General features: G+C 72.4%; 11 protein-coding genes. All 11 read right to left on the bottom strand.

Annotation, left to right across the window (positions count from 1 at the left end):
• Positions 1-29: 29 nt before the first annotated feature.
• The 11 genes from metK to ACWCP2_RS06190 all read right to left on the bottom strand — a co-directional run bounded on the left by metK (position 30) and on the right by ACWCP2_RS06190 (position 14,700).
• Positions 30-1,238, bottom strand: coding sequence for a methionine adenosyltransferase (metK, locus tag ACWCP2_RS06240; protein ID WP_450907412.1), 1,209 nt, complete (start codon positions 1,236-1,238; stop codon positions 30-32).
• On the bottom strand, positions 1,238-2,716 hold the full coding sequence (locus ACWCP2_RS06235) for a lyase family protein (protein WP_450907411.1): 1,479 nt from the start codon (positions 2,714-2,716) through the stop codon (positions 1,238-1,240). Before ACWCP2_RS06235 ends, metK begins: the two co-directional genes overlap by 1 nt.
• Positions 2,713-4,677 (bottom strand): FAD/NAD(P)-binding protein, encoded by a 1,965-nt coding sequence (locus tag ACWCP2_RS06230; protein WP_450907410.1) that lies wholly within the window; start codon positions 4,675-4,677, stop codon positions 2,713-2,715. The genes ACWCP2_RS06235 and ACWCP2_RS06230 overlap by 4 nt, the downstream gene beginning before the upstream one ends.
• Positions 4,674-6,362, bottom strand: coding sequence for an FAD-dependent monooxygenase (locus ACWCP2_RS06225; protein WP_450907409.1), 1,689 nt, complete (start codon positions 6,360-6,362; stop codon positions 4,674-4,676). Before ACWCP2_RS06225 ends, ACWCP2_RS06230 begins: the two co-directional genes overlap by 4 nt.
• Positions 6,363-8,249, bottom strand: a complete 1,887-nt coding sequence (locus tag ACWCP2_RS06220; protein ID WP_450907408.1) for an FAD-dependent monooxygenase — start codon at positions 8,247-8,249, stop codon at positions 6,363-6,365. It abuts the gene before it with no gap.
• Positions 8,246-9,262 (bottom strand): methyltransferase, encoded by a 1,017-nt coding sequence (locus ACWCP2_RS06215; protein ID WP_450907407.1) that lies wholly within the window; start codon positions 9,260-9,262, stop codon positions 8,246-8,248. Before ACWCP2_RS06215 ends, ACWCP2_RS06220 begins: the two co-directional genes overlap by 4 nt.
• 101 nt (positions 9,263-9,363) lie before the next feature.
• Positions 9,364-11,127 (bottom strand): class I adenylate-forming enzyme family protein, encoded by a 1,764-nt coding sequence (locus ACWCP2_RS06210; protein WP_450907406.1) that lies wholly within the window; start codon positions 11,125-11,127, stop codon positions 9,364-9,366.
• 95 nt (positions 11,128-11,222) lie between these two features.
• Complete coding sequence (locus ACWCP2_RS06205) at positions 11,223-12,383, bottom strand: 3-dehydroquinate synthase II family protein (protein WP_450907595.1); 1,161 nt, start codon at positions 12,381-12,383, stop codon at positions 11,223-11,225.
• The gene (locus ACWCP2_RS06200) at positions 12,323-13,135 is read right to left on the bottom strand and encodes a 2-amino-3,7-dideoxy-D-threo-hept-6-ulosonate synthase (protein ID WP_450907594.1); all 813 of its coding nucleotides are present in this window, start codon (positions 13,133-13,135) and stop codon (positions 12,323-12,325) included. Before ACWCP2_RS06200 ends, ACWCP2_RS06205 begins: the two co-directional genes overlap by 61 nt.
• Positions 13,136-13,256: 121 nt before the next feature.
• Positions 13,257-13,904 carry an O-methyltransferase gene (locus tag ACWCP2_RS06195; protein WP_450907405.1) on the bottom strand — a complete coding sequence of 216 codons (648 nt, stop codon included), beginning with the start codon at positions 13,902-13,904 and terminating at the stop codon, positions 13,257-13,259.
• A 169-nt stretch (positions 13,905-14,073) separates the two neighbouring features.
• Positions 14,074-14,700: a cupin domain-containing protein gene (locus tag ACWCP2_RS06190; RefSeq protein WP_450907404.1), complete on the bottom strand. Its 627-nt coding sequence runs from the start codon at positions 14,698-14,700 to the stop codon at positions 14,074-14,076.
• Between the last annotated feature and the right edge of the window lie 39 nt (positions 14,701-14,739).

The raw sequence follows: 14,739 nt of genomic DNA, 5'->3' as shown, positions 1-14,739 counted from the left end.
ATGGGGGCAACGGCGCCGGAGGCGCGCCGTCACCGGGCTGCTGCGGCCTTCAGCTGTGCGGCCCGGTCGGTGCGCTCCCAGGTGAAGTCCGGCAGCTCGCGGCCGAAGTGGCCGTAGGCGGCGGTCTGGGCGTAGATCGGGCGCAGCAGGTCGAGGTCGCGGATGATCGCGGCCGGGCGCAGGTCGAAGACCTCGCCGATGGCGTTCTCGATCTTCTCGACGTCGACCTTGTGCGTGCCGAAGGTCTCCACGAACAGGCCGACGGGCTCGGCCTTGCCGATCGCGTACGCGACCTGGACCTCGCAGCGCGAGGCCAGACCGGCGGCGACCACGTTCTTGGCGACCCAGCGCATGGCGTACGCGGCGGAGCGGTCGACCTTCGACGGGTCCTTGCCCGAGAAGGCCCCGCCACCATGACGGGCCATGCCGCCGTACGTGTCGATGATGATCTTGCGGCCGGTCAGGCCGGCGTCGCCCATCGGGCCGCCGATCTCGAAACGGCCGGTCGGGTTGACCAGCAGGCGGTAGCCCTCGGTGTCGAGCTTGATGCCGTCCTCGGCCAGGTCGCGCAGGACGTGTTCGACGACGAACTCGCGGATGTCGGGAGTGAGCAGCTTCTCCAGATCGATGTCCGCCGCGTGCTGGGAGGAGACGACGACGGTGTCGAGGCGGACGGGGCGGCTGCCCTGGTATTCGATGGTGACCTGGGTCTTGCCGTCGGGGCGCAGGTAGGGGATCGAGCCGTCGCGGCGCGCGGCGGACAGCCTCCGGGACAGGCGGTGGGCCATTTCGATGGGCAGGGGCATCAGGTTCGGCGTCTCGTCGGTGGCGTAGCCGAACATCAGGCCCTGGTCCCCCGCGCCCTGCCGGTCGAGCTCGTCCTCCTCGCCCTCCACGCGGCTCTCGTACGCGGTGTCGACGCCTTGGGCGATGTCGGGGGACTGGGCGCCGATGGAGACGGAGACTCCGCAGGATGCGCCGTCGAATCCCTTGGCGGACGAGTCGTAGCCGATCTCCAGGATCTTCTCGCGCACGAGCTGGGCCATCGGCGCGTAGGCCTGAGTGGTGACCTCGCCCGCGATGTGTACGAGGCCGGTGGTGATCAGGGTCTCGACGGCGACGCGGGAGGCGGGGTCCTCGCGCAGCAGGGCGTCGAGGATGGTGTCGCTGATCTGGTCGGCGATCTTGTCGGGGTGGCCCTCGGTCACGGACTCCGAGGTGAACAGGCGGCGGGACATCACATTTCCTCCGGCTTGTCGGGACGCGGCACGGGCGGTGGCGGCTCGCGGAGCGCGCGGGAGACGAGCGAGCGGGCCGCGCCGGTGTAGGTGGTGGGGTCGAGCAGGCGGTTCAGTTCCTCGCCGGTGAGGTGGCGGGACACTTCGGGCAGTTCGCGCAGGACGTGGGCCAGCGGGCGCTGCTCGCGGTCGGCGGTGAGCGAGGCCGCGGAGAGGAGGTCCTTGGCGCGGGTGCGGCCCAGCCCGGGGGTCAGGGCCGCGGCCAGGCGCTCGGTGGCCACCTGACTGCCGGTGAGGGCGAGGTTGCGGAGCATGCGCCGCGGATCGGGAGTCAGCCCCCGGGCGAGTTCGGCGGCCGTCCACGCGGCGCCGCCCGCCAGGCGCAGACACTCGCGCAGCAGGAGCCATTCGGCGTGCCAGACGCCCGCGGCACGTTCGTCCTCCGTGATGAGGCACTGGGTCAGGGCGCTTGCCATGGCGGGGACTTGGAGGGCTGCGCTGCGGATCAGGGTGGAGAGCACGGGGTTGCGTTTGTGGGGCATCGCGGACGAGCTGCCCCGGCCGGGGACGGCGGGTTCGGCGGCCTCGGCGATCTCCGTGCGGACCAGCACCTGTACGTCGACGGCGAACTTGCCGAGCGCGCCCGTGGTGAAGGCGAGCGCGGCCGCGGTGTCGGCGATCGGTGTGCGCAGCGCGTGCCAGGGCAGCACGGGGCAGGCCAGACCGGTCTCGGCGGCGAAGGCCTCGGCCAGCCGGGCCGGGTAGGCCTCGGGGGCGGGGGGCCCCGCCGGGGCGGAGGCGTCCGCCGGGGTCCGGCCCGGGGCCGGGGCCGCGTACTCCAGGTAGCCGGCCAGGGTGCCGGCCGCGCCGCCCAGGGAAACGGGCAGGGAGGTGCGTACGGCGGCGATCCGCTCGGCGGCGTCCAGGACGAGGCGGCGCCAGCCGGCCGCTTTGAGGCCGAAGGTGGTGGGGACCGCGTGCAGGGCGAGGGTGCGGCCCGCCATGACGGTGTCCGCATGTTCCCCGGCGAGTACGGCCAGGGCCTCCGCGGTGCGTGCCAGGTCGGCGCCGATCAGGTGCAGGGCGCGGGCGCACACGAGCATCGCGCCGGTGTCCAGCACGTCCTGGCTGGTCGAGCCGCGGTGCACGTATGCGGCGGCCGCCGGATCCTCGGCCGCCACCAGGCCGGTCAGGGCCCGTACGAGGCCCACCACGGGGTTGGCGGTCTCCCGGGCGGCGACGGCCAGGGCCCGCGGGTCGAACCGTTCCGCCCGGGCGGCGGCGGTGATGGCCTGCGCGGCGGCCGGTGGGACCGTGCCCAGCCGGGCCTGCGCCCGGGCCAGGGCCGCCTCCGCGTCGAGCATGGCCTGGATCCAGGCCCGCTCCCCCACGGCTTCCTCGACGGGGGCGCCCACCCGTACGGGCGAGAGGAGTCCCGCGTCGGGCCCTCCGTCGAACTGATCGGCCGGATCGGTCATGTGCCCACCTCCACGAGGCCGGCCGCGGGGACCGCCCGATGCGGGGCGAGCTCCAGCAGGGCCCTGGCGATGGAGTCCGAGTCGCCGAGGGTCACCGAGTTGACGCCCGGCCTGATCCCGGCGGCGGTCACCCAGTGCACGGCCTCGGTGGGCACGCCGTAGGCGAAGCGGCGCGGATGGGCGCGGCCGTGCGCGTCCACGGTCCGGTACGGGCGCTGGGTGACGGCCAGGCCGCCGGACTCGTACACGGTGCCGCAGCTGCCCTCCAGCCGGTACGGGACGGCCTGGCCGGTGTGCAGCAGGTGGAGGAGCAGGGCGTCGCCGGTCCGCCGCAGGTCGGGCTCCGGCAGCCGGGCCTCGATGAGCACGGACGCACGCACCGGTTCGGCGTCCACGCTCCGGGAGCGGGCCGCGAACGCGGGGGCGGGGCCGTCGGATTCGATGACGATCTCCAGATCGGGCCCGAGGATCTCGACCACTCCGGCCTCGATGAGCGCGTGCAGCTCCTCGATGCGGGAGACGGGAGGGCCGATCGAGAGGAAGGCGTTCAGGGGCGTGTACCAGCCCTGCAGGTCGTCGCGGTAGGAGTTGCCCTCCAGTCCGCCGTGGTCCACGGCCAGCCGTATCTCGTTGCGCAGGTCGCGCAGGACGTCCAGGGCCGCCTTGAGCGGGCCGCTGACGTTGCCGGAGGCGGCCTCCCGCATGTCCCGTGCCAGGTAGTCGAGGAGCCAGCGGCGAAAGTGCGCGCGGTCGGTGAATCGGGTGGAGCCCGCGGGGCGTGCGAGCGCGTCCCAGTCCCAGCGGGCGCCCTCCTCGATGCCGTGTGCGTCGAGGAGTTCGCACTCCGCGGCTGTGCCGGGAGCCGCCAGGTAGGCCTCGGCGAAGGCCGGGACCCGCTCGGCCTGCCCTCGGGAGACCAGCAGCGTCTCGTAGTAGACGCTCTCCACCTCCTTGGCGATCAGCGGCCACATGTGGGTGGAGAAGTGGACCCGCTCGCCCTCGCGGGTGCGGCGGCGCAGTGCGCGGATCGCGTCCGGGTCCAGCAGCCTGGGCTCGTAACGGCCGTGCGCTCCCTTCTCGTTCTCGCCGCGCGCGTGGTACGGGATGCCGCGCCGCGAGCCGGCGTAGATCAGCGGCTCCCGCCCGGACGGCAGGTAGCCGAGCCGGCCCGCGCGGCGGACGAAGGTGCCGCCGCGGCCGCGGGTGAGCAGGGCCATCTGGTCGAAGAAGTTCAGGCCCAGGCCCCGGATCAGCACCGGTCGTCCCGCCTTGACCTCGGAGAGGTCCAGGTCCGCCGGGTTGGCGGGGAGGACGTGCGCGAGGCCGTGGGCGGCGGCCTTCCGCGACCACTCGGCCTCCTTCTGCGAGGGCCGTCCCCGTACGTGGCCCTGGGCGAGCACGACGGCGTCCAGGCCGGACAGGCGGGTGCCGTCGGCGAGGGTGAGCGTCTGCGCGCCGCCGGGGGCGGGGCCGTCGTCCTCCAGGGCGACCGCGCGGGTGCGGTGTTCGACGATGGCGCAGTGGGCGGGTGCTTCGTGCCTCACGCGGTGGTAGGCGTATTCCAGGTACCGGCCGTAGAAGGCGCGGGTGGGGTAGTCGTCGGCGCCCAGGCGCTGTGCCTCCGCGCGGGTCGCGTCGTCGTAGGCGCCGGTGTCGTCGCAGGGCACGACGGTACGGGCCCACTCGTGGAGGCTCGGCCCCGGATCCACGGGCCCGTCCATCTCCACCGTCCCGTCGGTGAAGACGGTCACCTGGGAGGCGACGGTGTTCATCAGCAGCAGCCGTGACTGGTCCGTGCGCCAGACCCGGCCGGCGCCGGGCGGATAGGGGTCCACGAGGTGGATGACGACCGCGCCGTGCGCGGCGGACTTGCGCTCGTTGGCGCAGATGCGCTCCAGCACCGACAGGCCGCGCGGACCGGCCCCGACGATGCAGACCTCCAGAGCAGTGGTGCCGCTCATGCCGCCTCCCTCGCCCCGGCCCGCCCCGAACCGGTCAGTTGGGCGACGAGTTCGCCCGGGTGGGTGGGCAGCCTGTTGCCGCGCCAGGCCACGTGCTGGTCGGGACGGATCAGCACGAGGTCCCGCTCGTAGAGGTCCCGGCCTTCCGGGATGTCCACGTCGAGGACGGTCAGCGGCATGCCGAGGCCTTGGGCGGAGGCCTCCAGCCGTTTGCTGTCGGGTGCGCCGCCGCCGAGGCGCAGCAGGGTCCAGCCGGTGCCGAAGCGGTCGTACAGCGAGCTGCCCTGTCCGTGCCAGTCGTCGAGCCACAGGTGCGGGGCCCGGCCGCCGGGGACGCCGGAGGGGGTGTACGTACCCCACGAGTCCGCCGGGGGCTCCCCGTCGCCGGCGACGATGGGCGAGCCGTCGTAGCGGGCTCCGAGCTGTACGCCGAGGGAGTGGGTGCGTTCCCCGTAGTCGCGCAGCAGGGCGCCCACCCTGGCCCGGGCCTCCTCCCCGGCCGGGCCGTCCTCCTCCAGGGCTGGCGGCCGGCCGATGGAGCCGAGCCCCGCGTTGAGTTCGCGGGCCGCGGCGGTGTTGCGCAGGGCCACCGGACGGCGTTCCGTCTCGTACGTGGCGAGCAGGCCGGGGCCGCCCCAGCCCTGGAGGACCGCGGCGAGTTTCCAGGCCAGGTTGGCGGCGTCGTCGACGCCGGTGTTCATCCCGAACCCGCCGTTGGGCGTGAACAGGTGCGCGGCGTCCCCGGCGAGCAGGACCCGGCCGATGGTGAAGCGCTGCGCGACCAGGGCCGCGCCCGGGGTCCAGGGCCGGTGGCCGAGGACCTCGACGGGCAGCGGGGTGCCGGCGGCCCGGCGGACCAGGTCGGCGAGCCGGCCGGCGTCGGCGGTATCGGGGTCGACGGAGCTGGTGAGCAGGAAGAACTCGTCCGCGCCGTCGAGGGCGATCAGGTTCATCACGAGCTCACTGTTGAGCGCCCAGTAGCTCCAGGCGCGCGGGCCGGTCATGACGTCCGTGTGGAAGGTGGGCAGCCGCAGGTGGGCGGCGGTGGCCCGGCGCCCCAGCACCTCCTGGTCGAGGGAGCCGGGGCCCTCGTAGTGGACGCCGAGGGAGCGGCGTACGAAGCTGCGTCCGCCGTCGCATCCCACCGCGTAGCGTGCCCGGGTGTGCTCGGTGCGGCCTTCGGCGTCCTCGGTGCTCAGGACGACCTGGGTCTGGTCCTGCCGCAGGTCGTGGACGGTGCGGCCGAGGCGCAGGGTGATGCGGGGGCGGGTGCGGACGTGCTCGTACAGGAACCGCTCGACGTACATCTGGTTGGCGCGGTGGACCGGCTCGGGTGTCTGGTCGGTGGCGGGTGCGCCGGCCGTCTGGCTCATGCGCCGGCTCCGGGAGGCCAGCGGCAGCCGGGCCAGCTCGTGGCCGTCGTAGCGGGTGAAGTAGGCGATGTCGGCGGGATGTTCGTCGGGCAGGCCGAGCCTGCGGATCGGCGCCGAGATGCCCAGGCGGCGGTAGTGCTCCATGGTCCGCGCGTTGTGGGTGTTGCCGCGTGGCTCGCCGTACGGGTGCTGCGCCGCGTCGAAGACGGTGGAGCGCACGCCGTGACGGTCGAGGAACAGCGCCAGCATCAGGCCGACCGGTCCCCCGCCGACGATGGCGACGGGGGTGTGCGTGGCGGGGGCGACGTCCATCTAGCACCTCCCCTTCACGCCGGCGCTCGTCCGCGCGGTCTTGCCGGCGGCGGGCGCCAGGGGGGCGCGCGGTGTGTGCCCGAGGGCGGTGCGGAGGGCTTCCTCCAGCGCCCGCGCGGGATCCGGGCACGCGGAGAGCAGCCGCATCGTCACGAAGCCGTCGGGACGGACCAGGACGGCTCCGTCCTCGTCGTGGCCGCGCAGCCGGCGCCATTCGCCGTCGGCGTCCTCGAGCCCGTCCCCGGGGGCGACGGCGTACGCGTCGATCCGGACGCCGTGGCGGCGGGCCAGCAGGTCGGCGGCCTCCAGCCAGGGCCGGCCGTGGGCACCGGCGAACAGCAGGAAGGACCCGGGTGCGGTGTGCAGCTGGTGGGTGGAGACGCGCCGGCCCTCCCGGCGGAGCCAGGCGTGCGGCAGCCGGGAGCCGGGCCGGGCGGTCTGCGGGTACTGCAGGCCCAGTGGGTCCGTCTGGGGGCGGGGGCTTCCGTCGGGGGTGACGCTGCCGGCGTCGGCGTAGTCGTAGCCCATCTCCAGGCCGAGGTGCGCGGTGGTGATGCGGTTGGTGTCGAAGTACTCGCGCAGGACGGCGCGGCGGGTCTCGCCGTCCGGGGTGTCGGAGAAGAGCGCGGTCATCTGGGCGCGGTTCCACTCCGGGCGGGCCCCTTGCACCACGCCGGTGCCCGCGGTGAACGCGATCTGGTTGAAGAGGGAGAAGAGCGCGCGCTCCACGACGCGGACGGCGACCGGGCGCCGTTCGGCGTCGTAGCTGTCGAGCAGGGCCTCGTCCGCGGGGCCGCTCAGGACCAGGGCGAGTTTCCACGCCAGGTTGTGGGCGTCCTGGACGGCCGTGTTCAGGCCCAGCGCTCCCGACGGCGGGTGGCGGTGGGCGGCGTCGCCGACGAGGAAGACGCGGGCCGAGCGGAAGTGGCGTGCGACGGTTCCCTCGACGGGCCAGCGGCTGATGCTCTCGACCTCCATGGGGTGGTCGTCGGGGAGTTTGAGCGTGCCGCGCACCATCTTGACGATGGTCTCGTCGTCGAGTTCGGCGGCTCCCTGGGCCCCCGGCGGGCGCGAGAACATCAGCGTCCACTCCTCCGAGTGGCGGCCCCAGCGGCGCGGTCCCATGGGTACCACCCCGCAGTGCTCCAGGGCGCCGTCCTGCGAGAGGCTCGACACCCGGTTGACGACGGCGTCGTCGTACGGGATGAACGGCGAGAAGTCCGCCCGGACGTGGAGGTTGATCCACTCGAGGAAGGTCGGGGTGCCCTCCATCTCGACGTCGTCCCGCAGGCGCCCGACCGTTTTGCCGCCGTCCGCGGCGATCACGTACGAGCAGCGCACGCGGAAGGTCTCGGCGGTGTCGCGGTCGAGCACGGTCGCGGTGATCCCCTCCTCGTCCTCGTCGAGGTCCAGCAGCTCGTGGTGGAAGAGCAGGCTGCCGGGCGCGCGTTCCTCCGCGTGCCGGCGCAGCAGGGGTTCGAGCCAGCGCTGGCCGAGGTTGGCGTGGGGCTGCGCGGAGGCCTTCGCGTAGCGGGCGGCCAGTTCGCCGCCGCCGAACGCGCTCGTGCGGTGCAGCACCTTGCGGTCGTACGGCTCGTCCCCGCCGAGGCTGGACAGCCACACCATCGCCCCGCTGTTCTCCGGCGGCGAGCCCTCGCGGTAGATGTCCTCGGCCACCTTGAGGTGCTCGAATATCTCCATCGTGCGGGCGTTGAGGATGTGCGCCTTCGGCTGGACGGACGTCGAGGGGTGGCGTTCCACGAGGAGCGATTCGATGCCGAGGCCGGACAGGGCCAGCGAGGAGGTGAGTCCGGAGCCGCCTCCGCCGACGATGAGAACGGGGACGCGGCGGTCGGCGGCCGCGCCGGTCCGGGAGTGTGCGTTCATCGTTCTTCCTTCGCCGGTGCCACGACCAGCAGGCTGGTCTCCAGGGCCAGTTCGCGTACGGAGTCCAGGCGCAGGCCGGCCGCGTCGAGCACCGTCCGGTAGCCGTCGAGGGTGCGCTCCCGGCCGCCCGCCGCCATCAGCAGGTGCAGGTCCCACAGCAGCGGCAGGAGCTCCGTGCCGTCGGTGGGGATGACCCGCTCGACGATCAGCAGCCGGGCTCCGTCGGGCATGGCCGCCCGGATCGAGGTGAGCAGGCGTACCGCGTGCGCGTCGTCCCAGTCCTGCAGGACCCGCGACAGCAGGTAGACGTCGCCGCCCGCGGGGACCTCTTCGAAGACGTCCCCGCCGACCGTGCGGTGCCGGCCGGGCCCGAGCGCGCGCGTCAGGTGGGCGTCGGCCACGGGCACGATGTGGGGCAGGTCGAACAGCACCCCGTGCAGACCGGGGTGGGCGGCGAGGATGGTGGACAGCAGCATGCCGCCGCCGCCCGCGACATCGACGACCGTGCGGGCGGAGTCGAAGTCGTAGGAGTCCAGGACGTCCTGGAAGAAGACGTTCCCGGCGTTCATCGCCCGCTGGAACTTGGCGGCGGCTCCCGCGTCCGCCGCCAGGTGCCCGCGCAGGGTGGTGCCGAAGGTGTGCTCGAAGCCGGATATCCCGGTGCGGACGGCGGGCACGACGGCGCCCCATGCGCGGTGGAACTCCTCGCCGTAGATCACCGCCATGTCCCGCATCGAGCGCTCGTGGTCCGTGCGGAGCAGATCGCTGACGTGGGTCAGCCGGTAGCCCTCGGCTCCGCCGCCCGTGAAGACTTCCATGGCGGTCAGGAGACGCATCAGGCGTTCGATCCCGTCCGCCCCGGAGCCGGTCGCCTCGGCGAGTTCGGCCGTGGTGGTGCGGCCGGCCTGGATGTGGTCGGGGATTTCGAGTACGGCGGCCGCGTGGAGCGCCTGTGCCTGCCAGGCGCCGGTGAGGAGGTCCACCACGCGACGCGCGGGATGCCCATCGGCCATGTGTCGGAGCCTTTCGGTGTCGGTTCGTGTTCGGATGTCCGGGGCCGGGTCCCGGCGGGTCCCGGCGGGTCCCGGCGGGTCCCGGCGGGTCCCAGCCCGGGCTACTCGGAGTGCGCGGCCGCCCCGGCCGGCAGGGATGGCCGGAGCGCCGGCTCGTGATCGTGATCGTGCGCCGTGCCCGCGCCGGCCGGGTGGTGCAGGACCTCTCCGTGCCGTTCGCGCAGGGTGCGCTTGAGGACCTTGCCGGTCGGCCCCGTGGGCAGTGCGCCGCGGTCGGCCGCGACGATGAGTGCGGCCAGCGGGGCGAGCCCCTTGCGGGCCAGCGCGACGTTGCACTGGTCGAGCAGACAGCGCGGCGAACGCGCCACGTCGTCGCGGAACAGCACGACGGCGGCCGGCAGGGACGAGCCCGGGTGCGCGGGGTCCTGGACGGCAACGACGGCCGCGTCGAGGGCCTGCGTCGTCAGGAGGACCGATTCCTCCAGCGGGAGGCTGTGGACGGGGCCCGTGGCGGCGGCGATCACGTCGGGGGTGCGGTCCAGGTGGTACCAGTTCCCGTCGGTGTCGCGCCGGACCACGTCTCCGGTCAGGAAGTAGCCGTTGACCAGGGACTCCCGTCCCAGGGTCGGGTCGTCCCAGTAGCCGGGGGTCACACTGGGCGTGCGTACGCCCAGGAGGCCCGCCTCGCCGTCGGGCACCGGGGCGCCCTGCGCGTCGAGGACGGCCGCGTCCAGCACGGCCTTGACGGGGCGTCCGATGAGCCGGCCGTACTCGGCGGTCTGCGGGGTGTACACCGTACGGAAGAGGACCATGCCCATCTCGGAGGAGCCCAGCCCGTCGACGTACCGCGAGCCCGCCAGTCGGCGGCGCCCTTCGCGGCGGATCCCGAGCGAGGTCAGCGGGCGGATGTGCCGCTCGTGGGAGGCGTCGCCCATGCCGTTCCAGGAGTGGATGGACTGGGCCGCGTACGGGGTCACCTGGGTGACGTCGATCTCGGCCAGGGTCAGCGGGAAGCCCAGGACGAACGTGGGGCGGAAGCGGTTGATCGCCCGGGCAGCCGAGGCTCCGTCCGCCCCGTCCAGGACCAGGGTCGGGATCCCCAGCAGGAGCGCCATGGTGAGGTAGCTGATGCCCGCCGAGTGGCTGTGCGGCAGTGCGGTGAGCATCCGGTCGGAGCGCAGCGAGGGGAAGGTCCACAGCCGCTCGCGCTTGCCGTCGAAGAAGGAGTCGTGCGTGAACACGGGGGCCTTGGGCCGTCCCGTGGTCCCGGAGGAGTGCGAGATCATCACCAGGTCGTCGCCCCGGTGCTCGTACGGGAAACCGGGCATCGCGGCCGAGGGGCGCGGCGCGGTCTCGTCGATCCGCCGGATGTCCTCGATCAGGATGTTCTTGTGCGCGGCCGTGCCCGCTTCGTCCCAGGCGTCGATGGACCCTGCCAGCAGGTCGGCGTCGCCGACGAGCACCGTCGTACGGGTGCGCCGGAAGTACTCGGCGGCCGTCGCCGTGGCCATGCTGGGGTTGCAGTGCACGGCGACCGCGCCGAGGCTGGTGATGGCGATGTGGTGCAGCAGGCCGTACATGCCGTTGCGGGTGTGGATGCCGACGTGTGTGTGCGGCAGCACTCCGTGGGTGCGGTACCAGTGGGCGTACCGGATCACGATGATCCGCATGTCGTTGAGGGAGTACCCGGGCAGCTCGCCCTCGTCCCAGGTGTCGGAGGTGACGTCGGGGTGGAAGAGCAGCGGCCGGTCCCGGTCGGTGGCGACCTCCCAGGCGTGCCAGAAGAAGTTGCCGGCTCCCAGACGCCGGTCGAGGGTCAGCCGCAGGCGTTGTACGGCGGACCGCTGGGTCCCAAAGATGTGCATCCGTGTGCCTTTCTCATCCTTCGGCGGTCGATGCCGCGGCCTGTGCCACCGGGCGCCGTGGGAGCGGGCTGCGGGCGCCCGCTCCCACGGCCGGCTCACTTCTCCAGGCAGAACTCGTTGATCGGGTAGCCCACGTGCCTGTCCTCGACGGGCAGGTAGCCGAGGACCTTGTCGCCGGGCTTGAGCTCGGTGCTGTTGAGCACCTTGCCGCCGGGGCCGAGCACGCGTACGTGCCAGTCGTCCTGGAGGATCAGGTTGGCGGTGCGCCCGCCGGGGCCCACCGCGTCGATCGAGATCAGCGGCCGGCTCTCGATCTTGACGCGGCCCACGGTGACCAGGCGGGTCCGGCCGTGGATGTCCACCGCGGTGATCTTGATTCCGGCCTTCAGCTCGCTCAGGTAGTTGGTCCGCTCGTTCTGTCCGAGCGTGTACGAGTGGATCGCGCCGGCGTTGACCCGGAAGGGGCGGGTGGGCATGTAGGGCAGGGGGTGCGTCTCGCTGACGCAGAGGATCATTCCCTTGGAGGTCGAACCGACGAGGATGCCCTCGTCCTCGCGGAAGTACGTGGCCGTGTCCACGCACGCCCGGTCGCCCATGCCCACGTGCGCGGTGGCGGTGACCTCGAGCTCCACGAGCTCCACGTCCGCGACGCCCGCCTCGGCGGCCCGCCGCAGGGCGGTGGCGTCCCCGACGGCCGCGGGTGCCAGCAGCACACCGTCCGAGCCGAGTTCCAGGACGCCGAAGATGATCTCCGCCTCCTCCACGTCCTGGGCGAGGGTGACCAGGCTGCCTTCGGCCCTGGCTCCGGCGGCGATCACGATCTCCAGCGGGATCTTGGTCGGATCCCGGAACCACAGGAGGCTCCACCGGTCGGTGCGCGCCGACTGGCAGGCGTCCTCGAGGGTGTCCGCGTCGACGATCTCGACGTAGCGGCCGAACTCCACCTCGGGGTGGCGCAGGGCCAGTTCGGCGGGCTCACCGTGCTTGGCCGCCTCCACGATGACGACGTCGGCGGCGCCGAGGTCCTCGGGGAGCGTCTGCCCCTGGGGGAAGAGGACCTTGCGCACGGTGGGCGGCAGTCCGGCCAGGTCGGCGGGGTCGTCGGTGAGGATGCCGTCCACGCGTGCGTGGATCGCCTCCTCCACGATCGCCTGCTTCGCCGATCCAACCGACCGTATGTCAATCCAGCTGAGCTTCACAGAACACCTGCCATTCGCGGGGAAGTAGTGGGAATGAGGGAGTCGGGACCGACGGATCCGTGCAGGATCCCGGCGAGTTCCCGGACGGTCGCGCGGGGATCGGGCGAGCCGAACACCCGCCGACCCACGGCCAGTCCGCTGCATCCGACCGACAGGGCGGAGGCGGCGAAGTCGGCGAGGCTCGAGACTCCGTCGCCGCCGCCCGCCACGATGATCGGAATCGGGGAGCTCGCGACGACCTCGGCCATGCGCTCGGCCGGAGAGGCGAAGACCGTCTTGACGATGTCCACACCCAGGTCGGCGGCGATGTTGACGACGTGGGAGAGGAGGACGGGGTCGTACGGGTCGGCGACCCGGGGGCCGCGCGGGTAGATCATGGCCAGCAGCGGCATGCCCCAGCGGTCGCAGGCCGCGGCGATCGCGCCGAGGTCCGCGAGCTGTTCGGCCTCGGTGTCCGAGCCGATGTTGACGTGCACGCTCACCGCGTCCGCGCCGAGCCGGATGGCGTCCTCGACGTCCCCGACCAGCACCTTCGCGTTGACGTCCGGACCGTGGGGTGTGCTGGCGCTCAGGTGCACCAGCAAGGAGCAGTCCGCGAGGACTTCTGAATCGATCACCCGCGCCCGCCCCTTGTGGACGACGATGCCATCGGCGCCGCCGTCGACGACGTCACGGATCAGCGTGTCGAACGCGCCTGCGGTGGTGATCGGGCCGTCGGAGACCGAGTGGTCGAGCGGCACGAAGAGGTAGCGCCCGTCTCCATGGCCGGACAGCCGGGCCAGGCGCAGTGATTTTCCGGAGGAGGACATTCTCGTCATCGGGCACTCCCTTGTGCGGCGGATGCGGGATCCTGCTGGGCCTTCGCCGGGCCCTTGCGCCGGGCCCTCTCGCCGGGGCCCTCTCGCTGGGCCCTCTCGCTAGGCCTTCTTGCTAGGCCTTCTTGCGGATGAGCGTCACTCCGTCGCCGATCGAGAGGATGACCGCCTCCACACGGGGGTCCGCTGCCACGTGCGCGTTGAACGCGCGCATCGGGGCGCCCTCGCCCTCGGGGTCGTCGACCACGGTCGAGAACCACAGGACGTTGTCGACGAGGATCGCCCCGCCGGGGCGCATCCGCGGAACGAGCTCCTCGTAGTACGCGAGGTAGCCCTCCTTGTCCGCGTCGATGAACGCCAGGTCCCAGTCGGCGTCCGCCGGCAGGGAGCGCAGCGTGTCCAGTGCCGGTCCGAGGCGCAGCTCGATCCGGTCGGCGACGCCGGCCTCTTTCCAGGCGTCCTGGCCGATGGCCGTCCACTCCTCGCTCACGTCGCAGGTGAGGAGATGACCGTCCTCGGGCAGGCCTTTGGCGATGCTCAGCGCCGAGTAGCCGGTGAAGGTGCCGATCTCAATGGCCTTGCGGGCCGACATCAGCTGGGTGAGAAGAGTGAAGAACGTGCCTTGCGGAGTTCCGATCTGCATTCGGGCGCGTTCACCGACGGCAGCAGTTCTGTTCATCAGGCTGCGCTGTGCGTCATCGACCGGAAGACTGTTCTCGACGATGTATGCGTACAACGCCTCGGATACAAGTTTTGGCCTCATGCAGACGAGCCTCGCAGTGCCCGCACCAGATCCGTCACAGAAATTCTACAGAGAATTGGAACCGTACCTTCCGAGGGCTGGGCACAAGAAAAGGAGGGGTCGACAAATTCGACCCCTCCTTTTCACCCGCTCCTTTTCGCCCGAACCGACGAACCGGCCCCGGCGGTACTCAGTAGTGCCAGGCGGACACCTCGTCGGGCAGCGGCTCCAGCTCCGCGATCTCGCTCGGCTTGCGGTCCATGTACTCCGGATTGCAGCCCTGGTAGCCGAGCAGCCGGGCCACCGGAGCGAGGGCCCCGAACAGCAGGCGCTGCACCGGCCAGGCCGGCGAGGTGAAGCGCAGGACGTCCTCGAACTCCAGGGTGGTGACGGCCTGCTGGAGCAGGTGCGGCATGCCCTCCGGGGAGGTCTTGCCGTCCTGGGCGAGGCCGAAGAGCTGGCGCAGCACCAGCTTTTCGAAGCGGTCGGCGCCGCCCCGCAGCTCGCATATGTGGCGGGACTCGTCCCCGCCCGCGTTCCACCAGCGGTGCTTGATACCGGGCGGGATCAGGATGCTCTGGCCGGCCCGGTCCAGCACCACCTCGCGCCCGTCGATCGAGAAGGCTATGCGCCCGCGGACCAGTGTGAACCGCTCCTCACTGAGGGGATGGACGTGCGATCCGGACACGGCTCCGCCCGGTTGCACATACACGTCCATGACGGTCCGTTCGCCGCCGGTCTCCGCGGCGGGCGTCCTGATCACCACGCGCTCCCGGCACCGTGGGTTCTCGTAGACCTCTCCCTGACTCACAGCCATAGGGATCCTCCCCTTCGTCTCGGCGAGCTCGTCGCCTTC

It is taken from the genome of Streptomyces sp. NPDC002104, assembly GCF_053593795.1.
The sequence above is the reverse complement of the archived record's forward strand: the minus strand, read 5'-3'. Positions and strand labels throughout refer to the sequence as shown.